Origin of the sequence: Dyella monticola, assembly GCF_003363155.1 — a bacterium.
Lineage (GTDB): Bacteria > Pseudomonadota > Gammaproteobacteria > Xanthomonadales > Rhodanobacteraceae > Dyella_B > Dyella_B monticola.
Genome location: NZ_QRBE01000002.1, coordinates 111,467 through 135,464, shown reverse-complemented (window position 1 = coordinate 135,464; position 23,998 = coordinate 111,467). Strand labels below are relative to the sequence as shown.

Sequence of the window (23,998 nt, the reverse complement as noted above, 5' to 3'; positions counted from 1 at the left end):
ATTGCCGTTAAGTAGTGGCGTATGGCGTGGCATCCTCAGTGATATCGCCAAGGTCGACGCAATCTGTACCTATAGGAACAGAGAGCATCACACGTACGAAGTCATTTGCTATGTGCCTGTGCCATCGGCTCGACACAGAGGAAAACCGCGCAACGGAGATATGGACAGCTCGTCCGATGAAGGCCTGACTAGTCCCAAAGGAGATTCCACGAGAATGGGCTAGGCGTAGACATAGATCATTGGAAGGCTTGTGCCACGTCAATCTCCTATCAATCGATAACCGACACCTGACTCAGTAAGAATCAAGCGAGGCGTGCTGGGATCCGCCTCGATTTTCTGTCGCAACTGGCCAATATAGACCCTTACGAATTGCGTATCCGTTACCGCGCCGCCCCAACCCGCAGCGAGCAACTGCTTATGAGTCACCACCTGACCGGCATGCTGCGCAAGCGTACGCAACAGATCATATTCCTTGCGAGTGAGTTTCACGGGTTGACCCAAGACCGTGGCGCTACGTTGAACGTAATCGACATACAGGCCGCCCGCCGAGAATGTCGTTTGTCCGGCCTGTCTGCGCTGGCGATAGCGTAGGGCAGCGCGAATGCGCGCCTGGAGTTCGCCCATATGGAATGGCTTGATCACATAGTCATCCGCGCCCACGTCGAGGGCAGCAATACGCTCGGCCTCGTCATGACGCGCGGAGATCACGATAATCGGCGCGATCGTCCAGCTTCGCAGCGCAACAACCACGTCCTTGCCGTCCATGTCAGGCAATCCCAGATCGAGCAAAATAACATCCGGAATCGTGTGCGCGACCTGGCTTAGCGCATCAGTGCCGGTGTCTGCCGCAGACACGTGGTAACCCGCGGCCATGAGCGAGGGCTTAAGTACGCGCTGGATCGATGGCTCATCGTCGATCACCAGAATGCTTGGTGCTGCATCGTTCATTCTGTGGTTTCCAGCGCCGGATGGGCAGGTAGGCAAATATCAATCCGCGTGCCATGGTCGTCCACGGTGGGACTTACGGCCTGGACGGAACCACCGAATGATTCGATCAACCCACGTGTTACCGACAGACCGAGCCCTACACCCGATGCCCGGCGCCGATCGCCGTGGCCACTGAAGAATTTGTCGAACACGCGATCGATCTCGCCAGCAGGTATGCCTGGTCCTTCATCTTCGACGCTGAGCATGACGTGACTAGCAGTAGACGTGATCGTTGCCGCGATGGTCGAATCGAATGGCGCATGTTCGATCGCATTCTCAATCACATTCACCAGCGCTTGTTCAATCAGTACAGGATCAACGTAAATGCGCCGCCCCCCGTTATCGAAAACGCGCACCCATCGATGGCCGCCGAGCTGGCGTTCGAGGCGCTTAAGCGATGAGGCCATCGCCTCGCCGGGGTCGATCAGCGCGCAGTTTAATCGTAAAGCTCCGGATTCCAAGCGCGTCATTTCAAGGAGGTTGAGCACAAAACGATTCAGGCGTTCGGCTTGATCCTGGATCGTACCGAGCAGATCCAGGCGCGTGGCTGCATCGAAATTTTCATCGTGTTCCTGTAAAGAGGTAGCTGAAGCAAGAATCGTCGCGATTGGGGTCCGCAAGTCGTGCGACAGCGATGAGAGGAGTGCTGTACGCAAACCCTCCTTCTCCGCAATGATGCGGGTGTCCGCGATCTCTGTTATGAGCCTGGCGCGGTCAATCGCGACAGCCCCGAGTTCCAGTAGGGTCTGGATCCAGTGTTGATCTAAGCGTACGACCGATTCTTCTGGCAATGGCCAGATCACTGCTCCGCCGACCACGCTGTCACCGGCGCGCAAGCGCAACCGTTTGCACGCCACGCCGATTTCGTCAACCCAATCGGACGCCAGGAAGCTTACGTCCATCTCATCGATGCAGTCGGTGGAGAGATTGGTTGAGTAGGCGTAGAGGAGCAGGCGTTCCGCATCGGCAATCCATATCGCGGCCCGGCACCCGGCATTTTCCAGATGCCACAAGAGGCGCTCCGCCGCTGCAGCAAGGTCAATCGCACCGGACAAATCACGGCTCGCCTCGAAAAGCGACGTGATGTTGCGCAACCCAAGCTTCGCTTCACGTGCGCGATCGCTCAAGCGTCCCGCGAGTCCTCCGACGAGCAACGCGCCAATCAGAAACGTGGTGAATGCGAGGATGTCGCCTGGTGCAATACTGAGAGAGAAACGCGGCTTAACGATAAAAAAGTTGTAGGAAAGGAAGGCCGGCAGCGCAGCGAAGAGCGCAGTCCACATCCCGTGCCGGACACCGACATACAAGATGCCAATCAGGAACAGTAACGATAAATTACGGGCACTGAGGGTCTCAATCCAGAGCAACCCGACTGCGGTTGGCACGAGGATCGCGATGAGCACAGAAACGAAACTCCAAATTCCCGGGCTTCTGGTTGCTGAGACTTCCAGCCACGCCGAAAATTCTCTTGCCATTAACGAGCGCAAGCTGTCGCGAGGAGGAAATGGAGACATTGGAAAACCCAGCCGTTGCCAAAATGCCATGTCAAGCACGTTGGACTGAATCGGGAAAGGCGTCAACCTATGGGGAAGACGCGTCGGACGCCATTATAAAATCCTTACACTATCGGGCCTCATTAGACGCCACTAGAGTAACTGCGCATCGCAGACAGTCCACGCGGCTCCCAAGAGATCTGTATGAATGAGCCTAGACCGACGAGCTCTGCCGAGTTCAACGGGCCCTATCGCGCGACTCCATGGCCAGACAGGCAATCAATTCTTGTTTGAAATAGCACACGCGCAATAAATTTTTACTAGTCATGAGTCCAGACCAATATTTACGCCTTATGCTCCGAGCCATGAGGCAAGATGCAACCTACTCATCAACGCGTCACGCTTGGGTGACCGCCATGATGAATGTCAGAATTTTTTTCCTGGAGCAACTGGACGCGCTTCCGACGGAATTTAGTTCGATCGAAGAAGTTGTCGAGGAAGGTGTCCGGAGAGGATTTTGGGAAATGGATTCAGCGACTGACGTCCTCTTGATGAAGTAATGATCATTATTAATTTGGCAACTATCCTCGGCGCTGAGACCGTGTACGCGCATTTCAGTTCAAGCGGTGCCTACTATTACGAGGTTCAGGCTGGCGGTTTTAGCGGCTTCCAGGGCGCGTCGAACACTATCCTCTGGTTGTTTCGAAAAATTGCCAGTCGCAGCAAGGTCTAGCAAATCAATCCGGGTGATACAGCGTTGCTATCCAGCTTGTTTCTGTGCACCGCAAAGCCGGCGCTTCATTGACGACATGCGGAGAGGCTGATCTCGCCTAAAGCTTCGAGCCGCCGTCCACGCGCAAGGTATCGCCAGTTATCCAGCGGGCCTCATCGGAGGCGAGAAATGCCACAGCACCTGCGATGTCATCGGGCTGTGCGATACGCTTAAGTGCTTGCATGCCTAGCGTCAGGTTGCGGCCTTCCTCGGCTTTGGTGAAATTGGACATATCCGTTTCCACAACCCCTGGCGCGACGGCATTCACGCGGATGCCGCGAGTCCCTAACGATGCGGCAAGATGCTTGACCAAAGTGTCAATGGCGCCCTTGGTCGCTGCATAAGCGGATAGGTTACCCACCGCGGCGCGCGCGGCCAAAGAAGACGTAAAGATGATGGTGCTGCCCGAGCACATGGTCGCCAGCAATTGTTGAACCAGGAAATAGGGGGCGCGCACGTTCACGGCAAAGAGCTGATCAAAGTCTTCGATCGTTGTTTCTTCGATACTCGCCGCCTTTGAGATCCCGGCGTTGGCCACGAGAATGTCCAATCGGTCACCAATAATGGTACGAACCTGCTTGGCCAATTCATGCGGGCCAGTCGGCGTGCCAAGATCGACGCCGAGCTTCTCGGCACGACCGCCCGCCTTGCGAATGTCCTCAACAACGGCATCGGCTTCGTTTCGCGCGCTGCTGTAATGAATCAGCACTTGGGCGCCTGATTTGGCGAGGGCGAGCGCAGTGGCGCGACCGATACCGCGCGAAGCGCCAGTGATGAGGGCCGTTTTACCTGTGAGATTACTCATGACATCGCTCCGTTTGTATGGCAGCTCAAGTAGGGGAAATCAGTCATCGGCTTGCTCGATGGCATCGACATAGTCCTTGATGGGCGCGACAGCTTCATGGGCCTGCTCGTACGTCCATACGGCATTCATGGCACGTTCGCCACCAACTGGCAGGCTGAAATACGAGCATTCACCTTTATAGGGGCAATACGTGCGGTGATCGGTCCGCGCCAGTAGGGTCATGTCCACGCGTCGTGGCGCGGGATGTATTGAACCATCGGGTAACTCACTTCTTTTAAGGTGAGCGCATGATGGGTATCGGCAACCACATGCCCTGCGACATTTACGACAACGCGACGCGTGTTGCGTTCGATGATGATGAGGTGATCCGGGTGAGGAATCGTGATCGGCCTGCTGGACGTTTGATCGTTGTTGGCCACGGTGATGTCTCCTATAGAGAACGATGGCTTGTCGGCTTTACGCCGCCTTTATAGAAAGGCGGCGTGAGCGGGACATTTTTTCGGTGGAACACGGAATCTCCACACGTCTTCAGGCATTCGTGCCGCCATCGACGGTGAGGCTCGCCCCGGTGATGTAACCTGCATCGGGGCCGGCGACGAAGGCCACCATCGCTGCGATGTCTGCAACGTGGCCGTAACGCTTGAGTGCGGTGTTAGCGATTTGCGGTGTTGCCCAGTCGCCTTCGGCGGGATTCAAATCGGTGTCAATGGGACCGGGCTGAACATTGTTGACCGTGATGCCGCGAGGACCGACCTCCCGCGACAGTCCTTGCGTGAACATTTTCACTGCGCCCTTGGTTGCGGAATAAGCGGCCAGACCTGGCGTCATGCTCCGCTCACCAACGCACGAGCCAATATTGATGATACGACCACCGTCTGGCAGGTGCTTGAGCGCAGCCTGCGTCGCTATAAACACGCCACGAAGGTTGATATCGATCACGGTATTCAACTCGTCCAGGGTGGCGTCTTCGAACGGTTTGGGAATGGCGGTGCCCGCGTTGTTGACTAGAATATCGAGCCGGCCGAAGGTCGTGAGCACCTGTTCAACGGCGGCGTCTACCGCACCAGCGTCGGTCGCATCCGCCTGGATCGCGATGGCTTTGCCACCGCTGCTTTCGATGTCTTTCACCACCTGGGCGGCGGCCGCAGCGCCCTTGCTATAAGTGATTGCGACGCTAGCGCCATCGGCGGCGAGCCGTTTGGCGATGGCCGCGCCAATACCGCGCGAGGCACCAGTAACGAGAGCTGTCTTGTTGGTGAGGTTTGCCATGGGGTTTGTCCTTTCCAAGTAGGGGTAAAGGTGTTCAGTGGGAAGCGGGTAGCGCAGGGAACGGCAGTTTGGTGGACGGGCCTTTAGCTAACTTCAACGTCGCATCGAGGAACTGCGTTGCGTGCGCCACGAACAGCTCCGGGTATTGGTAGAATGAGCCATGACTGGCGTCGGGATAGATGATCAACTGGGCGTTGGAAAGGCTTTGTTGCAGGACGTATGAATTGTGCGTCGGGATAATCACGTCGTTGCTACCCTGCACGACGAGTGTCGGCTGGTGGATGCCTTTCAGATACTCGCGCACACCTTCGTGCTGCGCGGTGTACTTGCCAATGGCCTCCCTTTGGCGCGCAACGGCCTCGGTGCTCATTTCCGGATCCCGGTCCTGGCGCTCCCACTTACGCGTGAGAAAGGCCATACCCGCTTCCCGGCTCGGGGCGGACGGTGAGAAGTGAATGGCGAGCCAAAGGTGCTCGGGTGGATCGTACGTTCCAGCAAAGATGGCTTGCGACTGGCTCGCGGCCATGTCGGCCCCACGCGGACCCGTACCAACCAGGATCACCCGGCGCACAAGATCGCCGCCTTGCAGGGCGATTTCCTGAGCGACCATGCCACCAATGGAGAAACCCAGCACGTCAACCTGCGGCAGGCCCAGCGCCTTGACGAAGGCAATGGCGTTGGCGCCCATCTCCGGAAAACTGGTGGGCACTTCGCCCGAGCTCGATGAGACGCCGGCGTTGTTGAAGAGGATGACCTCTCGGGTCTTGGCCAGACCGTTGGTTACGGCAGGATCCCAATAGTCCATCGTGCCAGTGAAGTGCTGATTGAACACCACCGGCACACCACCCGCCTTGCCAAACCGGCGATAGGCGAAACGAATGCCGTTGGCCTCCACGTACTGGGTAGGGGCGGTCTGATGCGTGTGCGTAGTCATAGCGAAGCTCCTCGCAAAAGGTTGGATGGGCTAGATGGGCGGGCGCTTGAGCCTTTTAGGCATTGCCTGACGGCCGCCTGCGTCGCCATGGTTCGCAATATGGGCTTCTCTGGCTCGCTTTAAAAAGACTTTGTAAGCTTGGCATCATGCCTAAAAAGCATTGCTCAGGAGCGAGAGCATGGAACTGCGCCATTTGCGCTACTTCATTGCCGTGGCCGAAACCGGCAGCCTGACGGTGGCCGCGGAACGGCGACTGCATACCTCGCAACCCTCGTTGAGCCGGCAAATCAGGGATCTGGAAGAGCAGGTGGGTACCGATCTGCTCATCCGTAGCGCGCGTGGCATTACCCTCACCGATGCCGGCAAGGTGTTCTTCGATCACGCACGGATGGTGTTGAGCCAGGTGGAAACGGCCATCGAAGCAGCACGCAAGGCAGCGCAACCGAATAAGCAACAGTTCTCGATCGGGTTTCTCACCGGTCAGGAAATGACCTGGTTGCCTCACGCGATGCACATTCTGCGCGCCGAGCTGCCCAATATCGACGTGACGGTTTCAAGCGATTATTCGCCAGACCTCGCCGAGTCACTGGTGCGTGGCAAACTCGATCTCGCATTCCTGCGCGCGGAACCCAATTACGATCTTGCGTATCACGTAGTCACTCACGAGCCGCTGATTGTGTTGATACCCAGCGATCATCGATTGGCATCCCTTGAATCGATTCACCCCAGGGATCTGGTCGGTGAACCTTTCGTCGGCATCGGAAAAAAAGCGACGGTATTGCAAGCAGTGATCAATGACTACCTGGCGCGCTCCGGCGTGGAAGTGACGCCCGAGCAGTTGGTGGATAATCCAGCGATGGTGATGTCGCTGGTGGCTTCGACCCGTGGCGTGACGCTTATTCCCGCCTATGTGAAGAACCTTATGCCGTGGTCTGTGGTGAGCCGGCCGCTGGCCGGGAAAGCGCCGACCATCGATCTCGTGGTGGGCTACAACAAAACAAACAACTCACCCATGTTGAAGCTGTTCTTGTCGCATTTGGACGACTTGATCGCGCGGGTATCAAGACCATAACGCCATTTGAAACGGAGCGTCGGCGATCGAGCCGGTCATGATGCGTGACGGAGGACGCTGCGTACCTCCTTGGCATCAGCGCCATAAAGACGGCCTGGCTCGATGGGAGTTGGTGGCGTCGCGGGGACTCAAGCAGGAAGCTTCAACACGTGAAGGCGCCGCACAGCTGCCGACAGCACAAACTGGAGGGAAGCGACCCAATGATGAGCGTCCGCCCGTAGTCTCGCGAGGGATTCCCGGTCGATGCCGGGAATCCGCCAATCCGTTGCTTCATTCACAAGCCTAGTTGATCGGTTCCGCCACCGGTTCACACGGAAGGAATAACGCTCTGACGTTCTTAAATTGATGCGCATGATCATCCCAGAATGTGCGCAGCCTGCTTTCAATGTCGATCAGCTCAATGCAGTGTGGTAAATGCGGATGGGTATGCTCTACATGATGCAATTGTGGTTTCCCACCGGCGAGATATCCCCGATGCACCCGATGCACGAGCACTTGTTCAATACCGTTGCTGTGGGCGGATTTCATGAGGTGAGAGGCCAAGCTCGGGCGCGTGAAATGATGCCAAAAGCTCTTGTGCTGAACTTTCTCTGCATGGTGGAAGTAAAGACGCAGGGCGACCAGCTTATTCATTATTGGACTCATGAAAGATGGTTAGGATTTGGTGGTGGCGTGGTGATCTGACGGGTACGGCGGAGCGCCGGAATGTCCGCGAGACGAATGCCTTCGGGCCAATGCAGATGCTTGGCGTGGCCCACCCGTTGAGCACGGTAGATGCTCGTATGACCGGAGAAGAGGTAAGCCACCACGCACGCCATGCCTGCGTAGGTTCCAATCTCAGAACCGAATAGCTCGACCGCCATGATGGTCGAGGCGATGGGCGTATTGGCGGCGCCGGCAAAGACGGCGACGAAGCCCAGGCCGGCTAGCAGCGGGAAAGGCAGCGGGAGGACGTAGCCCAATGCGTTCCCCAGTGTGGCGCCGATATAAAACAATGGCGTGACCTCGCCGCCCTTGAACCCGGAGGCCAGCGTCATGGTGGTGAAGGCGAACTTGCCGCCGAAGTAATAGGCCGGTAAGGGGTGCGCGAAGGCGGCCTGGATGGTGGGAATGCCCAGTCCAAGGTATTGACGACAGCCCATCGCGTACGCGGCAGCCGCCACGATGGAGCCACCCAGGAAGAGCCGTAGCGGCGGATAGTTGATCGTCCGCTTGAAGAAGGCTGACAGCGCATGCGTAGCGTTGGCGAAGAGCATGCCGACGACGCCAAAGCAGATGCCGGCCACGATGGTTGACAGCACACCTTGCCAGCTCATGTGAGGAATCACCGGCACTGTGTAGATGGCATGGTGTATACCCAGATGCAGCGTCACTTGGTCTGCGATCGCGGCAGACAGCATGCAAGGCAGCAACGCGTCATAACGAACTTTGCCGATGGCGAGCACTTCAAGCCCGAAGATGGCGCCCGCCACGGGGGTGCCGAAAACGGACGCGAAGCCCGCACTGATGCCGGCCATCATCAAGATGCGCCGGTCATCCTTGTTTAGCCCAAAGCGATGGCTGATCTGGTCGGCAATGGTGCCGCCCATCTGCACGGCCGTCCCCTCGCGGCCTGCCGAACCGCCAAAGAGGTGCGTAATGACGGTGCCGGCGAAGACCAGAATCGCCATGCGCTTGGGCACCAGTTTTTGGGGATCGTGTATCTCGTCGATAAGCAGGTTGTTGCCGCCTTCGACGTCCTTGCCGACGCGGTGATACACCCCGCCTACAACCAGGCCAGCAACGGGAAGTAGCGCTAGCATGAACGCGTGGGTGGTTTGTTGTTGCGTGGCCCATTCAAGGGACCACAGGAAAAGGGCAGAGGCACAGCCAATCAATCCACCCGTAATGGCTGAGAAAGTCAGCCAACGTCCGAGAAACGGCAGCATGGCCACTTGCTCGGGCACTGTTACACGCTTCATCCAGTCTCCAAGTGTGAAATGAATCAGACCCGGACAGCGGAAAGCGGTAGGCGTAAAAAAAGCCCACGACATTCCCTGTCAGGGAACTCGTAGGCATCATCAGCCGATTGCGCGGCGGTTCGCGGAGGAATGCCATCTGCTTTCACGAAAGTATAACAAACGGTCGCCGCAGTGCAACATAGCTTTCGCGAATCCCCTCGGACTGTGCATTCGCCGCGGGCTACCGGTGCAGTTGCGGCCTGAACGGAATCGAGGTCAGTCGACGTGGACTCCGCACGGGGGCTCGCCCTATTCGCGTGCGATAGAAATGTTTCTAGGGGCGGAGGGCGGTGATGGCTTTCAAAAGGTCATGAACGCCGAACGGCTTTTCCAGGCAAGCGACGTCCTGGTACGCCGCAGGAATCTGCTCACGGCACACGCCTGTAATCAACAGGATGGGGGTAGGTAGGTCTCGGAGGCGATCCACCACCGGATAGGCCGGACCACTGGGCAGCATCAGATCAATGAGCGCCACATCAGCGATCTCCCCGCGGTCGATCCATGCCAAGGCCGCGCGTATATCACCGGCATGGCCGATGACAGCGATGCCAGCCGCAGCCAATGCGTCTTTCAGCGTGGACGCCACCATCGGTTGATCTTCAACCAAAAATGCTTTCAGCTGGTGGATGGATGGGGCGGACATGGCTGTCCAAAAGCGGTATGACGCAACGGCCAGGATACATCTGTCGCGACAGAATGAGCGATCGCACAAACGCAAGTCGAACGGCCGGTCGTTGTCATCGGGCTCCTGTTCCGTCATCGTCATGCGCAGGCGTGGAGCTAACCGTTCGCACGGCGTTGAACTGCTCTTGAGGGCGGCGGTGTGATCACTTATCAGGCTCGGGATTGCCCATCTCCCGATACCACTTATAGAGAACTCCATGGGCGAGATAGATGCCTAGCAGCGTGAGGACTAAGGACCCTATCAAGTGGGTGAGCACGTGCAGGGCGAACCAGCCGTCGTGGCCGGCGAGAAGCAGGCTTACGGCTTCGGCTAAAAAGGTTGAGTACGTCGAGAGGCCGCCCAGTACACCCGTCGTCGTGAAGAGGCGTAACTCGACGGGCAGGGTGTCGAAGCGTTGGAAAATGCCAACCAGACAACCGATTAAAAAGGCGGCGAGCCAATCACCGCCAATGTGCCGGGTGGCAGGTGCGGAAAGAGGGGATTGAACAGGACGGACAAGACATAGCGAAGCCAGCATCCCATGACGCCGCCGACGGCAACCGCGATAAAGCCGCGAAAATTTAAGCCCTGCATCCTCGGCACCTCGCATAGCGACGTATCAGCACCGTTTCGTGCTCTCAGTGTACAAGGGGCGATCGTTTACGACGGCCCGCTCAAGAAGGCGATCACCGAAACCGCCATTAGCGCAAGGCCCAGCCCCAGGGCCATCGCGGCCACCTTGGGCGAAATGCGCCGCCGGAGGGAGGGCTCATGGATAGGTCGCGCCACCGTGCGAAAACCGGCCACGGGGCAACACGTCAAAGCCACCGCATAGAGCAGACACCCGCACCCGCCGAACCACCCCGCCACGGATGCTTGCTTAACGAAAGCCACGAGAGACGTCATGGCCATTATGGCTGCCCAGGCCCACTGGGCCGGTCCCACGTCGTCATCGGATTTCATGGTCTTCCCGGGTCGCAGAGATCAAACCCGGACACGGACACGGACACGCCGACAGGTACGAAAAAGCCTACGGCTGCCTCATCCAGGGCTCGTAGGCATCATGAGCCGATCGGATCGGCGGTTAGCGGAGAAATGCTATCTCCGTGCGTCGTCATCGTGCCAAAGAAAAATTCGCGATGCCGTCCTGCAGGGGAGTATTTCACACAGCACTTCCGCTATCGGCCGCTTGGCCTTGGCAAAAGGAGACATCCTGCGTACGAATGATCGCCGTGCGTGGGCACAAACTCGGTAACATAATAACTCGATCATGAGGCGGGGAGCCCCACGATGCTCTTACGGCAAGGGGAGGCGCGCAGTCACGACGTTGATCGACGTCTCGCGTGCACACTTTCGGCGGTTGCGGGGGCGCTGAATACGGCGGCGTTCCATGCGGTGGGCTTCTTCTCCGCCAACATGACCGGGAATGTTTCGGCGCTCTCCGATCATGCCGCCGCTGGCGAATGGTGGGTCAGCGCCTTCTACCTGTCCATTGTCTTCGCGTTCGTTTTTGGCGCCTCGGTCTCCACATTGTTGATTAACGCGGGGCGTCGACGCCATATTCGAAGCATCTACGCGATAGGTATTCTTGCTGAAGCGGTATTGATGGTCGTCCTGGGTGAGATTGAGCTCCTAATTCCCTCCCTGGTGCACGGTTACGTGCTCATCATCGGCCTCAGCTTTCTCATGGGCATCCAGAACGCGGTCGTGACGCGCATCTCCGACGCACGCGTCCGCACGACGCACGTTTCAGGCATGTCCACGGATATTGGCATCGAATTGAGCATGCTGTTGGATATCGCGCGCGGGCGTGAAATCCATGCCGACGCGGCGCCGTATCGAGCCATGCTGCGTTTGCATGTGCAAACAGTCGTGTCGTTTCTCGCGGGCGGCATTGCGGGAGTATTGATGTTCCAAGCCATCGGTATGAAGCTCCTTTTTGCGACGTCCGCGTTACTTTTCATCTTGGCCACACACGCCATCGTGCGTGCTCGCTTACTCGCCCTCAGGGTGCACGCCTAGCCTTTGGGCGATGGCGTACGGCGTGAAAACCCGGACCAGGGAGACCACCAGAAACGCCAAGGACGCCAGCAGCACCGCGGCGGCGTGGTGCTGGAGAAGGGCGCCTAACGGGTGGGCGCCGCGTCGGAATCCGCTGACGGGTTTCGCCAGCAACGCCGTCGCGCGGCTCTGCAGGAGTGAACCGGCCTGGAAATAGCCCATCACGATGCCGACGCCGCGGTGTTCGGTCGTCGCCATCACCTCACCGAGCAGCACGCCTTAGCGCCCCGCTTCGGTGACAAAGCCGGAACGTAGGCTGTGCGCGGCCCAATCGCCGTCGAGTCCCGCGAGCAGCGCGCGCCGCTGCACCAGGTGCGCGACGTGACCGGCGCTGAGCGCAGTCGTGCCGACGCGACCCCCGCGATGCAGCCGGCGAAAGAGGAGACCGGTGGTCGAAGGCGCCGCCGCCAGTTACACCGCCAAGGCTTGCGCGGCGGCGCCCTTGGGCGCTGCTGCCGTTGCCGGGCTTGATGCAAGCTGATCGATTGTTAGCGTGAAAGGCATCGCATGACACTACGCAAGGCGGCGATCTCGGGATTGCCTCGCTTCTTTCTCGGCGCGGACTCCGCGCCCCATCCTCGCGCGATGAAGGAATCGTCTTGCGGCTGCGCGGGGATATTCAATGCACCGGTTACCCTTGAAGTGTACACACAGGTCTTCGATGAGGAAGGGGCGCTCGATCGCCTGGAGGGCTTTGCCTCGGAGTATGGACCTCGCTTCTATGGCCTGCCTTCGAATCCAGACCGGGTCCTACTCACGCGCAGAGTCCGTGGAAGGTGCCTGATGTGATTGAGATTGGGGGCAGCCCATCGTCCCGTTCCTCGCCGGAGAAACTCTGGCTTGGAGACCGGAATGTCTACGACCGCAAGTAAATCGAATGAGCAGGCAGTTCCGCTCACGTACTCACACAGGCATCCTGGTGATGAGCCGCCGTGTGCGGGTGCCGATTGCAAATGAACACTGTGCCGGCGCTCAGTGGCAATCGTGTCGGTTCGCACTGAATACCGTCGTTGGCGTTGAACAGCGAAAGTGGTCCGGGCTAGGTGAGCAAACCATGTGCCGGGTGCGTATTTGGCGCAAGGCCAACAGTTTGTCGAACTGCTGCAACTAGCTCCATCGAGGGGCGGCAGTTAATGGGTACGCCGAACCATGTCGCAGTGAAGCTTGACGGACCGCTTGAACGCTTCATCTTAAATATCCACGGCACCCCCGACGGGCGCTCGATTACTCCGGCCGCGCAAGTCACCGAACCTTTTGCCACCGCGAATAACATGAGCGGCACTGAGGAAGGCGACAGCCTCACTTTGATGTAACCCAGCGGACAGGAACACTTTGTCATGGCGACATCCGAAACCTACCAAGCTAAGGTCAACGACCTCACAGCTCAGGCCCAATCCCTCCAGCAAAAAGTCGTCCAGGCCAACGCTCAAAAGGAGAGATGGACACCCGCCAAGCGCGGCTGTTCACGGTGGCCAAGAGTTCACAGATCACATGCGGTTGCGAGCCTAGAGTGCATCGTCCGACGCAGCGTTAAGTGTCGAGGGGGATGGTGCGTCGGTAATCCACGTCAGTGACATGGCGGCCGCCATGGCCGAAGGAGAGTGTCATGCAAATTCTCTCGCGTAACCGCACCCTGGTGGCGCTTGTCTGCTTGTTCGCTGCCGCGTTCGCGGCCAGACCGTTGGCCGCTGCCGCGCAAGCATCTTCCGGCACGGTTCTTTTCGGGCGTACCATGAATGGTATGGTCGACGGAGTCAGTAGCCCTGTTAGTTCGGCGATCTTCAGCATCGATGACGATGGCCTGCAGGAGCGACAGCTCACGCCGTACACCACGGGTGAATTCGACATGCCCGGCATCGGGAACTACATGGACCTTTGGGTGACGAATGCCTTCAATCCGGCCGGGACATACAGCGTGCTCCTTCCGGCGCAGTCCGCGCTACCCAACTACAACGCTATGGCCTTGTACGGCAAATACGTCCTCATGAACGCCTACGGTGTGCGCACGACGCCGATGTTTTATGGTGCCGATGACCTGCAACCGCCGAGCGCAGGTCCGGGCTACGGTTCCGTCAGCTGGGGACCGGCCGGTAACGACCAGATTGCCTACACCAATGTTCCGGACGACCAGTTTGGTAAACATCCCGCGTGCGTAAGCCTGATGAATTCGAACGGCTCCAACAACCACACGCTCTGGTGCGCTGACCGCTGGAATTACTGTGCAGTCGAGGCGATCCGCTGGTCGGGCGATGGAAGCCGTCTGCTGGTCTATGCGGTGCATGCGGATCACAACGTCACTCCGCAACCGGAAGCGGATATCTACCTGATCAATACTGCCACCGGTGCCGCGACCTTGATCCAGGCGAACGTCCAAGAGCCTTATGCAGGAGGGGGCGTCGGTGATATCTCGTACGACGGCCATGAGGTGATCTATGCCATGTTCAAGAATCCGAACGAGCCTGGCCCCTGCAATACGGCGATCAACGGGGACTATAGTGGCGTGTGGTGTGCCAAGAACATGCTGACGGGCCAGACGGTCGCGCTTGCAGATCCCAGCAACGTGGTCACGCTCTTGCCCAACAACCAGGCGCTGATCTCGCCGGATGGCAGCCACGCCTTTGTGACTGCAGCCACCCTGCCATCCTCCCCTCAGGACGAAGAGATCTACGCCGTGAAGACTGACGGATCGGGTCTGCGCAAGGTCACCTCGCCATGCGTCACCGTGGACCCGACCACATTTTTGTGGTGGCTACCGGTGCGTGTGTCGCCGGATGGCACGCGGCTCCTGGCCAACTGCCACAGCGAAACCACAACCTCGTCCGCGACCGTGGTTCTCAAGGATCAGGTCAACGTCGTCAACCTTTCCGATGGCAGCGCCCGCTTCGTGACCAACGGCACGGCATACGACTGGCACGCGCAGTGATGGGGTCCAGCGGAATATGCGTAAAGATTACTCACAAAGCGACCCATGCCCAATCTCAGCTTTCGGCGCCTAGCCTGAATGTCTATCGCAGAGGGGAGCTTAGGAAGCTCTTCATGGATGAGATGAATTCCTGAAGACTAAGAAGAGGCGCTTAGCTCCAGACTGACATTGACGTCGACGTAGTACTCATAGTGCATAACTCAGATGGCAACCCCATCACCTGGATGTGAAGTGAGTCTACGTTGACTTCTTTTGTGTTGGTGACGCTCGATCAGATGCTCTGCTATCAGGCATCGGCGCGGTTGTTCAGGAAGAAACGGATGGCTGATCAAGTGAAATGAAGTGCTGATGGGGTGAAAAGACGCCCATGGGCTATCGGGCTTCGCTGTATCCACCAAGGCGACGCGCCCTATCTGGGGCTGCTGCTTGAGAACGGTAGTGATGAGACCTTTTAAGGCCGCATCGTTCAGTGGCATCGCGGGACGAAAACGGCGCGACGCCTCGGCGATAACTATCATGGCGTTGGCGCTGGATCTGAGGGGACCTTGGGCCATTTGCGACACGTTGATCGCTGCATCATCGGTGCACTCGCTGCTATCGCGCCATAGACTGCGGAGATTCGATGCCAGATCATGCGCTAACACAAAAAGAGCAGCACGGCAGTCACACTACCGAAGAAAATGATCGCTTGTATGGATACGGCTCTCGACCGGCCATCGCTCACGGTTAGTCCTTTCGTGTTTTCTAGACGGTACAAACGTGGCGTGCCACCTTCATGGTAAGCAAAGCATGCGCCATGAACGCTGACCTTCCTGGGAATCTCAACGCTTATCCGTACACCTTTGTGAGTAAATAGTGATGAGGTATCGCGGCGATGCGCGGGTAAGGCGGCGAACGTGATGACGCTGGGGCGTGCGACTGTGCGGCGAACGACTGCATCGCCCCTATCGAAGCATTACGCATTCGCATGCAAGAAGACCGTGCGGCTCGAGTTCGCCAATTCAGGAACGCGAGGGTGTGCAGGCCACTCCGCCAAGCGCACTGCGCGCTTGGACGATCACGACCAGCGCAGGTGAAAGTCGTCGCACAACACGCAACACGAATCGACAGCATGCGCACAATGAGGCAACCGGAACCCCGCTCTAAGAAAGCTCCCACTGACTTACGGATCGTGTTTTGGGTGTTTTCTGCAGCATGACCCGGCCGACGCGATTACGCACGAGGCGGTGCCATGCCGCCTTGGGTGAAATATCGTCCACTCTCTCGCTGAACCTGATGGGCCGTCTTGGCGCATGCTTGACAACGACAGCGAGCACATGAAGCGTTCACTGCACAAATACCGACGCCGCGTAGGATCGAAGACCTGCACTGTGGCGTACCCCGTCGTGCAGCCTCCTTTTCACGCACTACGTCGAGGTAACGCATCATGACCAGTCAAGATAAAAGCGGTGGCACCCATCACGAGCACCATTCAAAAGCCGCCGAACATCACAAGCATGCCGCCAAGCATCATGAGGAAGCGGCAAAACATTTGAAGAACAACGATGCATCGAAGGGCGCTCACCATGCGCATTTGGCGACTGGTCACGGCCACCACGCTGAAGAACACGCACGTGAAGCGGGCAAACGATTTAGTGACGAGCACGGTGAGAAATCCTCGTCGGACAAACAGGGCAAGTAAACGAAGCGCGCATTTGGCCGGGGAAAGCAGGATGGCTTTCCCCCTGGTGCAAAGCACTTTGTTCCAGCGATCTTCGGCTCCATACGGGGCCGCAGACGACCCGCACTTAGGTAGAGAGGCGGCCCCTATAGATTTACCGTTTAATCAGGTTTTGAAGGCGCATATCTTCTGGATTAGTGCTGGAAATACGCTCGCAAGTGGGTGGTGAACGAACTGTCGGCAAAGTTCGGCCAATGGTCCTTGTCAAACCCGGCGCCGCCTTCAGTCGTTCCTTGTCGACATCCAAGAGAAGTTGCCATAGTGGAATCTCGCAAACGAGTGAATGAACGCACATACTTTTACCCATATGCTTTTGAAATGTGCGCGTGGTTCCGTGAGCGGCGTGACGACATAGTGTTCGATGGCCAAACCTTCAGTGTACCGCCCTAAAACATTGGGAACAGGTCAACGCAAACCAACCGATCATCGACGACGTTTTTCATCGATCCGAGTCTTAACTGCACTGACGTAGCCTGCCGATATGCCTGTGTCAGCGAAGCGCTTAAGCAACGATTGTTGCTGTTCGCTTCGGCGTTCGACGCACACACACGCGGGGATGCTACGCATGACGCCGTTCCACGTCCACGCCCCCAAGGGGATTACCAAGCAGTGCACGGTCAATGATCCGCTGGGACGATAGGAGTCTGGGCTCGGACCGAAAGTCACCACGAAGTCGTCATAGGGCGCCACGGTACGATCAGGCAGAATCGGTCGTTCGCAATCGACGTGTTGTCCGAAACAAGACTATCTCGATAACCACGAATGCCAAGATGGGATCGCGGCCCCCACGATACCGCCAACGTCGAAGCCGATCCGGCCTGCGACATAGACTAGAACGATCACGCTGAGTGCCATTCCCGGCGGACCCAAGCCGCGCATCGCGGCGCTCCGGTGGTAACCCATCCAGAACGCGAAACGCGCCAGCACCCATACGACCGCGGTCGCCAGGACGGCGCGCATTGCAGCTCCATCTGGCGAGTAGAGTGCCAATCCGAACAGGGCCGCACCAAAAATGACGACCTGTTCAAGCATATTCTGAAGGTAGCGCTGATTGACTCGCAGTCGCCTTGTCTCGAATCCCGCAAGCGGGTCGAGTGCGGGCGAGCCCAGCCGCTCGTGGGCCACGGCCTCCACCCCCAACACGAGACAGAACAGAACCACAAGGCAAAAACATTTCAATGCAAAGAGCATGCGTTCGCCGATACTGTTCGTCCAACATATAGTGCGTACCTTGCACGGTAACGTACCAGGCCTTTTTCATCAGCCATTCCACGTCACCTGTCCACTCGCGAAATGGAGATACATCATGACCCGACCATCGTGCGCTCGCATACGTTCCGACGAGACATGATCGGTTTTCCAGGTATGCCGGCGACACAGCTCCTTCACTGGCACGCTGGCATCGCACGGTAACGCCACCCTATGCAAACGGCTATACGTGTCCAGTCGACGCGGATGCCACAGCAAGAGGATGCTTGGCAAGGGGAGGAGTCCATATACAGACCGTAATAAAATCCAACCAAACACGATACTGCTGCGAGAACGAGTTGTGAGAAGTGGCGTGGGGACAACTGGGGAAGACCAGATTGTGCTCTTCGCGCGGAGCCGCCGGCACGATCATGACATGAGGGGCGAATCCCCGGCCCTCCAGGCAGGCGAGGCAGCAGTACAAATCCGGGCATCAGGTCAGCGACCGAGCCCGGCGACTCCGGTGAACGTAATACGCCATCGCCCGATAAGCCGGTGTTAAAAAGTACCCGGCGTTTGCCCGCAAAATATTCTGGCGTCGCGGACAGATAGACAGTCAAGAATCTGCGCGTTGAACAGATAAGGAATCATGCTTCGCGATCTGGGCGTCTCGTTGTCAAACGCCTCTATTTCTACGTCTTCGGGCGCCCGAAGATGCTTCGCTCCAATCACCCAGGCGCAGGTCATTGAGATCGGCTGAATTCAGTATGAGATCGAGAGCTGTCATCTAACCAACACTGAAGCCACGGCAGCATCGATGCGTGAATTCAAGGGAACCAGTCATCCACGATACTCCGTTGATGTAGTGAATCGAATGATATCGTCCTTACGTGATCAACGTTATCCTCACTCTGGCGTATTGCGCTTTGACCGGCGTCGGCCGGACGGTGAAATTCTCCACCCATATGCTGGCAAAAAGGGGAATGGAGAATGGATCGTTCAACTCTATCTACCTTTTCTCCAAACATATGAGCAAATGGCAGAGCGCAATTTCATTGCGCTACCTATTGCGACCGGTAACGATCTTATGGCTATCCGGCCAAGCGAACGCACTCGGTATGTCCCTAGCGGGACCGATAACCGTAATCCCGAACGCAACCAATACGTCCATCAGCGTTGAGGACAGCATGGGGTCGTCTTCGACCACAAACGCATTCATAATAGGCACCAATGACGACATTCCTTTGCGGACCTGTCGCATATGCAGACAACGAGCTTACCACTGATCTTTCCATCAAACCGCATATGACTGTCTATCATCGTTCCAAGGCGGCCAACCTTGAAGTCATCCTCAAACAAGGTGGCACGCATTTATTCGAGATCACGTCAGACGAGATGCCAGAACTGGATTTTCTACCTTACGGTGAGAAAGGCATAGAGATGCTCTGTACGTACTCCGCGCGCGATACGGTATGGGCGCGCATCGTCAACAAGATGGCGGCGAAAAACGGGAGCTGCCTTTACGAACGTACTAGGGCAGGAACGTACTTGGTCACTTGCATCGTTCCGACCCCTTGACTTTTAATTTTGGAAAGCCGATCGATATTGGACTCCGAGATGGGTCGCTACCATAACCGTAAGGCCATGGAGCGTGGTTACGAACTATCCTGGAAGTTCCATTTCTCAAGGTATCGGTCGACAGTTGAATATCTACTTAGCACCATCAGATATCGCTCGCAACATGTTCAGTATCGACGCGATGTCTTGCACGCGATAGGGTTTCTGAAGAAAAGCGTCGTAGCGAGCTTGGCGGTTACGAACGCCTGATTCGGAGATAGCACTGCATACGACGACGAAGCCTTTGTAATGGGCTTCCCGCGCGCGTTCAACCATTTCGAAACCCGACATCACCGGCATCATCTCATCTGTGACCACTATGTCCGGTTGCTCGCTGGCGATGAGCTCAAATCCTTGATGGCCATCGCTTGCCAGGATGACGAAGTAACCCAGGTGTTCAAGAGTCGCCTTGGTGCTTGCGGCGACATCGGGGTCATCTTCAACGAGAAGCACTCTCCACATAGGTATTGACTCCGGCCGTGCCGGCCTTTGAACCTCAGGTAGGTCTCATGGCATACCCGGTATGACAAGAAGCCCACCGACGTAGTCAGACAAGGGGAGATACAAAGTGGCTCACCAGATTGCGGATATTCGAAGCGGTCAACCCCGTGCCTCGCGAAAAGCTTGCCCGGGTTTGCAGGAGTCGAATGTTCATGTCACGGCTCAGCGCTCGATCATGGACACGATGTAGCTCTGATTTCCATTACCCATTAACGCGAGAGATCATAGAGGCCGCCACGTTCCAGCGCGCGCTGATACGCCGGGCGCTTTTGGATGCGCGTGATGAACGCGGCGACGTGAGGAAATTTTTCACCCCTACCGCGTGCCAATGCCGCCTCGAGGGGAAAGCTCATCTGAATGTCGGCCGCGCTGAACGTATCGCCGACGAACCATCCGGTGGCGGCAAGGGAGTTATCGATATAGGACAGATGCAGTTGAAGCTGCGGGTCGACGAAGCTCGATTGCAATTTCTCTGAGATCTTACGTGCAATCAACTGGGTGAAGAAAGGCGTAGGCGCTGTTGCGATGCGTGCGGCAACGAGCTTCAAAAGCAGCAGCGGCATCGCCGAACCTTCCGCGTAGTGCAGCCAGTAGGTGTAACGCAAGCGCTCAGGAGTATTTGGGGCCGGCGCGAGGCGACCATCACCGTAGCGCTCAATGAGGTACTCAATGATGGCGCTTGATTCGGCAAGCGTCCTTCCCTCGTCCACGACGATCGGCGACTTGCCTAACGGATGAATCGTGCGCAGCTCGGGCGGCGCAAGCATGGTTTTGGGGTCACGTTGGTAATAACAGACCTCGTAAGGTACGGCGAGCTCTTCAAGCAGCCAGAGTACGCGCTGCGAGCGGGAGTTGTTCAAATGATGAACGGTAAGCATAAAAGATAACCCGTATAACGAAGCATGACGTTGATCCGTGACGTGGAAGTATCTATCAACACGTGCGCGTAATCGCTAAGGGAACGCGTCTATAGCGATCGTGCGGTGAACTGTTCTAGTTGCCTCCTGCCTTGCCGACAATGTCGCTCGACCAACGCTGCGGTACTTTTCGAATTTTCGATATGTCATACCCCAGTGCTTTCACTTTATCGATAAGCACGGCGTAGTCATGCGGAGAGATGGTCGGAGTGCGGGCCATCACCCACGTGTAATCGCGGGCATCACGCGCCACAATGGTCTCGCGGTAGTCCTGACTCAGATAAGCCACGATGTACTGCGCTCGCAGTGGCCAAAACAGTTGCACCCCCCAGATCGCATTACCGGTGTTGGCCTTGACGATACCGAGCGAGTGGATTTTCTTTTCCGGCGCACCGAAGCCGCCGTTATTGAAGCGGAAGGCCGTGTAGACATTTCCGTCGGGCTGCAACGTATAGGTTTCCACCGCGTTATAGGCGTTCTTTTCAAAGCGCGTGGGGATCGTCGCGATCACATACCACGTACCCATGAAGCGGGTGAGATCCACATGGTTGACCGGCTGGACCGGCGGCAGGCTCCTTGCGCCAGCGCCCGTCGACGCCACTATAAATCCACAGGCGAAAAACAGTGAGTTGGACAGTCGCATGGTGTTTCTCCTAAGCGGGAAGGAGTCGCTTATCGACGGGCGAACCGATAGTGAGCGATCTGCCACTCCTGTCCGCTGGCGTAGCCGAATAATTCGGCGCAAGCCATCCAGAACATGCGCCAGCGCTGAAACCAAAGCGGGGCCTTGGCGCCATAGGCGTGCGTGAGCACCTTCATGACTTGGCCTCGTTGGTCGTCCTGGCGCTCCAACCAGTGATTGGCGGTGCGCTGGTAGTGCGTACCATCGACTAGCCAACGGTGTTCCAGCGACAAATCCTGCTGAAACCATAGCAAGGTGTCGGTGGAGGGCATCAATCCGCCGGTGAAAAAATGCAGGCCCATCCAGTTGTCGTTGCCAGTTGTTTCAAACGGATACATCAGCGTGCGGTGGGCAAAGATGTGCACAAACAATTTACCTTTGGGCTTCAGCCACGAAGCGATTCGTCCCATCAACTGTCCGTAGTTGCGCATGTGCTCGAACATTTCCACCGAAACGCAACGATCGAACTGCGCCGCTTCGAGCTGTAGTGTGTTGACGTCGTGGGTGATGACTCGCACATTGAACAGGCCCCGCTTGAGGCATTCGGCCTCGATATGCGCTCGCTGCCGCTGCGAGTTGGACACGGCGGTGATGCGAGCGGCGGGATAACGTTCTGCCATCCACAAGGTCAGTGAGCCCCAGCCGCAACCGAGTTCCAGAATCGATTGGCCGTTGGCGAGGTCGGCGCGCTCACCGTAGAGCGTCAGCATGGCCTGTTCGGCCTCCGCAAGGGACTCGTCCCCGGTCGGATAGTAACAACCTGAGTATTTGAGGTGTGGCCCGAGACATAGCTTGAAGAACTCGGCGGGCAATTCGTAATGCTGTGCATTGGCCGCATCGGTATGAATCGCGATGGGGCTATGCCGAAGCTCTTCGATCATGCGTTGAAAACGGTTCGCCTGCGCACTGGTGCCACCGATGCGTTGCTCACGAAGGCGCAGTGCGCAGTGCTGGCGAATGCCATAACGCAGCAGACCATCCGGGATGAGGCCGCGCTCGGCGAGCCCCAGCAGGCCGGAAGCCGGCCGATCGGCGACGTGCAACGACGTGTCGACAGACAAGGTATTCATGCGCGGGATCCTTTGCGAGCGGATTTGGGGAACCATGGAAACAGCATGGGCGTGCTTTGCTGGTAGCGGCGATAAGCATCGCCGCGTGTACGTAGCGCCTGCGCCTCGGTAAACGGTATCCCGCTGATCCAACGCAGGAACACGAACATCACCATCGGCCCAGCCCATGCCAGCCATGCCAACGGCGAACCTATTGCCAGCAGTACATACGCAAACCAGTGCAGCCATTCAAAGAAATAATTAGGGTGTCGCGAATAACGCCACAAACCAATGCTGCAGACACCGCCGCGATGGGTGGGATCGGCGCGAAAACGAGCGAGTTGACGATCGGCGATCGCCTCGCCCAGTACCGACACAACCCAGACCGCAAGACCGCCGACCAGGCTGAGCCGACTCAGGCATGTATTGGCGGCCACCGCTAGAAAGGGCAGCGCAAATAGCACGATCAACGCCGCTTGGAACTGGAAGAAAGCGAAGAACTTGGCCTGATTGCCCTGCCAGTGTTCCCGCAGATAACGGTATCGGCCATCTTCGCGTTCGCCCTTGACACGCCGCCATAGATGTATGGCCAAGCGCAGTCCCCATGTTCCACCGAAGATCGCCACCGTGAGGCGCGGCAACGGGGTGCCATGGCCCAGCGATGCCAGCAACAGGGCGCTGCCCGCCAAGCCCGATGCCCACAGGACATCGACGATTCCCGCATTGATGTGTTTCACCTGCCAGCGCCAACCAAGCGTCATCATTCCCGCGGCAAGCAGCCAGAGCAGCAGCAACGTGGTCCATGGGTTCATCGGGCACTCCGCACCGGCATACGGGTCCAGCGACGAGCCAGCGTCGTAAGCAACGGCAATACCAGGGCCCAGCCCGCGGCGAGTGCACACCAGGCATGCCAGGAAGGAGGCACCACACGAACCGCGTGCCAACCGTGGGAAGCCGCAGCGTACGAAAGCGGTCCACCGATGGCCCCGAGCAGGGCGGCCAATGGCGGACGCGATTGCAGATAGCCAAACAGCGACATGATCGTGAGTGCGAAACAGGCCCAGAGCGCGAGGATCCATGCCGGCGCAGGCATCACCGACCACGGCGCGGCGTACGCAATCCATCCCGCCCGCACCCAGCAGGTTTCCAGCACCGCACCGAGTGCTAGCGATACCACGAGCAGACGACATTCGGCCGCGCGATGCCGCGACAGCCAGAGGCGCCATGCGACGAAGATGGAGGCGGCCGCGAGGCCAGGCCATGCAAGGCCATGGCCTGCACCGCTTACAGCGCAGAACCACACGGCCTCATAAACGATAAGCGTGATCCAGAACATCAGCGAAA

The 23,998-nt window shown here is 57.7% G+C and carries 25 protein-coding genes and 2 riboswitches; of the genes, 6 read left to right on the top strand and 19 right to left on the bottom strand.

Going from position 1 to position 23,998, the window contains the following annotated elements:
* Window positions 1-258: 258 nt before the first annotated feature.
* From DWU98_RS04495 to DWU98_RS04465, 7 genes are all read right to left on the bottom strand, one after another.
* Window positions 259-948 carry a response regulator transcription factor gene (locus DWU98_RS04495; protein ID WP_115494306.1) on the bottom strand — a complete coding sequence of 230 codons (690 nt, stop codon included), beginning with the start codon at window positions 946-948 and terminating at the stop codon, window positions 259-261.
* On the bottom strand, window positions 945-2,531 hold the full coding sequence (locus DWU98_RS04490) for an ATP-binding protein (RefSeq protein ID WP_115494305.1): 1,587 nt from the start codon (window positions 2,529-2,531) through the stop codon (window positions 945-947). The genes DWU98_RS04495 and DWU98_RS04490 overlap by 4 nt, the downstream gene beginning before the upstream one ends.
* Window positions 2,532-3,310: 779 nt before the next feature.
* On the bottom strand, window positions 3,311-4,057 hold the full coding sequence (locus DWU98_RS04480; RefSeq protein WP_115494303.1) for an SDR family NAD(P)-dependent oxidoreductase: 747 nt from the start codon (window positions 4,055-4,057) through the stop codon (window positions 3,311-3,313).
* Window positions 4,058-4,096: 39 nt separating this feature from the next.
* The gene (locus DWU98_RS22165; RefSeq protein ID WP_268990232.1) at window positions 4,097-4,279 is read right to left on the bottom strand and encodes a DUF427 domain-containing protein; all 183 of its coding nucleotides are present in this window, start codon (window positions 4,277-4,279) and stop codon (window positions 4,097-4,099) included.
* Window positions 4,276-4,476 (bottom strand): DUF427 domain-containing protein, encoded by a 201-nt coding sequence (locus tag DWU98_RS22410; RefSeq protein ID WP_268990231.1) that lies wholly within the window; start codon window positions 4,474-4,476, stop codon window positions 4,276-4,278. Before DWU98_RS22410 ends, DWU98_RS22165 begins: the two co-directional genes overlap by 4 nt.
* Before the next feature lie 109 nt (window positions 4,477-4,585).
* Window positions 4,586-5,326 (bottom strand): SDR family NAD(P)-dependent oxidoreductase, encoded by a 741-nt coding sequence (locus tag DWU98_RS04470; RefSeq protein WP_115494302.1) that lies wholly within the window; start codon window positions 5,324-5,326, stop codon window positions 4,586-4,588.
* 34 nt (window positions 5,327-5,360) lie between these two features.
* Window positions 5,361-6,260, bottom strand: a complete 900-nt coding sequence (locus DWU98_RS04465) for an alpha/beta fold hydrolase (RefSeq protein ID WP_115494301.1) — start codon at window positions 6,258-6,260, stop codon at window positions 5,361-5,363.
* Between the two features lie 178 nt (window positions 6,261-6,438).
* Between DWU98_RS04465 and DWU98_RS04460 the strand changes: the two genes are divergently transcribed.
* Complete coding sequence (locus tag DWU98_RS04460; protein WP_115494300.1) at window positions 6,439-7,332, top strand: LysR family transcriptional regulator; 894 nt, start codon at window positions 6,439-6,441, stop codon at window positions 7,330-7,332.
* A 282-nt stretch (window positions 7,333-7,614) separates the two neighbouring features.
* Here DWU98_RS04460 and DWU98_RS04455 read toward each other — a convergent pair whose 3' ends face one another.
* The 4 genes from DWU98_RS04455 to DWU98_RS04440 form a co-directional block, all read right to left on the bottom strand.
* On the bottom strand, window positions 7,615-7,965 hold the full coding sequence (locus DWU98_RS04455) for a DUF190 domain-containing protein (protein WP_158544961.1): 351 nt from the start codon (window positions 7,963-7,965) through the stop codon (window positions 7,615-7,617).
* Between the two features lie 8 nt (window positions 7,966-7,973).
* Complete coding sequence (locus DWU98_RS04450) at window positions 7,974-9,293, bottom strand: voltage-gated chloride channel family protein (protein ID WP_115494298.1); 1,320 nt, start codon at window positions 9,291-9,293, stop codon at window positions 7,974-7,976.
* An 83-nt stretch (window positions 9,294-9,376) separates the two neighbouring features.
* A riboswitch (Fluoride riboswitch) is annotated at window positions 9,377-9,442 on the bottom strand.
* Between the two features lie 164 nt (window positions 9,443-9,606).
* Window positions 9,607-10,098 (bottom strand): response regulator, encoded by a 492-nt coding sequence (locus DWU98_RS04445; protein WP_158544960.1) that lies wholly within the window; start codon window positions 10,096-10,098, stop codon window positions 9,607-9,609.
* Between the two features lie 61 nt (window positions 10,099-10,159).
* On the bottom strand, window positions 10,160-10,534 hold the full coding sequence (locus DWU98_RS04440; RefSeq protein ID WP_230474684.1) for a CrcB family protein: 375 nt from the start codon (window positions 10,532-10,534) through the stop codon (window positions 10,160-10,162).
* 510 nt (window positions 10,535-11,044) lie between these two features.
* Window positions 11,045-11,111, bottom strand: a riboswitch (Fluoride riboswitch).
* Window positions 11,112-11,286: 175 nt separating this feature from the next.
* Here DWU98_RS04440 and DWU98_RS04430 point away from each other — a divergent pair.
* A complete protein-coding gene (locus DWU98_RS04430) occupies window positions 11,287-12,018 on the top strand; it encodes a YoaK family protein (RefSeq protein ID WP_115494295.1) in 732 nt (243 codons plus the stop codon).
* On the opposite strand, the gene DWU98_RS22465 is transcribed toward DWU98_RS04430, so the two are convergent.
* A complete protein-coding gene (locus tag DWU98_RS22465) occupies window positions 11,992-12,273 on the bottom strand; it encodes a hypothetical protein (RefSeq protein WP_329955396.1) in 282 nt (93 codons plus the stop codon). The genes DWU98_RS04430 and DWU98_RS22465 overlap by 27 nt on opposite strands.
* 917 nt (window positions 12,274-13,190) lie before the next feature.
* Between DWU98_RS22465 and DWU98_RS04415 the strand changes: the two genes are divergently transcribed.
* The 3 genes from DWU98_RS04415 to DWU98_RS04405 all read left to right on the top strand — a co-directional run bounded on the left by DWU98_RS04415 (window position 13,191) and on the right by DWU98_RS04405 (window position 16,661).
* Window positions 13,191-13,370, top strand: a complete 180-nt coding sequence (locus tag DWU98_RS04415) for a hypothetical protein (RefSeq protein WP_115494294.1) — start codon at window positions 13,191-13,193, stop codon at window positions 13,368-13,370.
* A gap of 293 nt (window positions 13,371-13,663) precedes the next feature.
* Complete coding sequence (locus tag DWU98_RS04410) at window positions 13,664-14,980, top strand: hypothetical protein (protein WP_115494293.1); 1,317 nt, start codon at window positions 13,664-13,666, stop codon at window positions 14,978-14,980.
* 1,426 nt (window positions 14,981-16,406) lie between these two features.
* Window positions 16,407-16,661 carry a hypothetical protein gene (locus tag DWU98_RS04405; protein ID WP_115494292.1) on the top strand — a complete coding sequence of 85 codons (255 nt, stop codon included), beginning with the start codon at window positions 16,407-16,409 and terminating at the stop codon, window positions 16,659-16,661.
* 783 nt (window positions 16,662-17,444) lie between these two features.
* On the opposite strand, the gene DWU98_RS04400 is transcribed toward DWU98_RS04405, so the two are convergent.
* Window positions 17,445-17,891 carry an MAPEG family protein gene (locus tag DWU98_RS04400; protein ID WP_115494291.1) on the bottom strand — a complete coding sequence of 149 codons (447 nt, stop codon included), beginning with the start codon at window positions 17,889-17,891 and terminating at the stop codon, window positions 17,445-17,447.
* 1,227 nt (window positions 17,892-19,118) lie between these two features.
* On the opposite strand from DWU98_RS04400, the gene DWU98_RS04395 reads away from it, so the two are divergent.
* Window positions 19,119-19,466, top strand: a complete 348-nt coding sequence (locus DWU98_RS04395) for a hypothetical protein (RefSeq protein WP_115494290.1) — start codon at window positions 19,119-19,121, stop codon at window positions 19,464-19,466.
* A gap of 132 nt (window positions 19,467-19,598) precedes the next feature.
* Here DWU98_RS04395 and DWU98_RS04390 read toward each other — a convergent pair whose 3' ends face one another.
* The 6 genes from DWU98_RS04390 to DWU98_RS04365 all read right to left on the bottom strand — a co-directional run bounded on the left by DWU98_RS04390 (window position 19,599) and on the right by DWU98_RS04365 (window position 23,990).
* Window positions 19,599-19,967: a response regulator gene (locus DWU98_RS04390; RefSeq protein WP_115494289.1), complete on the bottom strand. Its 369-nt coding sequence runs from the start codon at window positions 19,965-19,967 to the stop codon at window positions 19,599-19,601.
* A gap of 248 nt (window positions 19,968-20,215) precedes the next feature.
* Entirely contained in the window at window positions 20,216-20,884 is a 669-nt protein-coding gene (locus DWU98_RS04385) for a glutathione S-transferase (protein ID WP_115494288.1), read from the bottom strand.
* Window positions 20,885-20,999: 115 nt separating this feature from the next.
* On the bottom strand, window positions 21,000-21,566 hold the full coding sequence (locus DWU98_RS04380) for a lipocalin family protein (RefSeq protein ID WP_115494287.1): 567 nt from the start codon (window positions 21,564-21,566) through the stop codon (window positions 21,000-21,002).
* A 29-nt stretch (window positions 21,567-21,595) separates the two neighbouring features.
* Window positions 21,596-22,675, bottom strand: coding sequence for an SAM-dependent methyltransferase (locus DWU98_RS04375; RefSeq protein WP_115494286.1), 1,080 nt, complete (start codon window positions 22,673-22,675; stop codon window positions 21,596-21,598).
* Window positions 22,672-23,466 carry a DUF1295 domain-containing protein gene (locus DWU98_RS04370; protein WP_115494285.1) on the bottom strand — a complete coding sequence of 265 codons (795 nt, stop codon included), beginning with the start codon at window positions 23,464-23,466 and terminating at the stop codon, window positions 22,672-22,674. Before DWU98_RS04370 ends, DWU98_RS04375 begins: the two co-directional genes overlap by 4 nt.
* On the bottom strand, window positions 23,463-23,990 hold the full coding sequence (locus tag DWU98_RS04365; RefSeq protein WP_230474682.1) for a DUF2878 domain-containing protein: 528 nt from the start codon (window positions 23,988-23,990) through the stop codon (window positions 23,463-23,465). The genes DWU98_RS04370 and DWU98_RS04365 overlap by 4 nt, the downstream gene beginning before the upstream one ends.
* Window positions 23,991-23,998 lie beyond the last annotated feature (8 nt).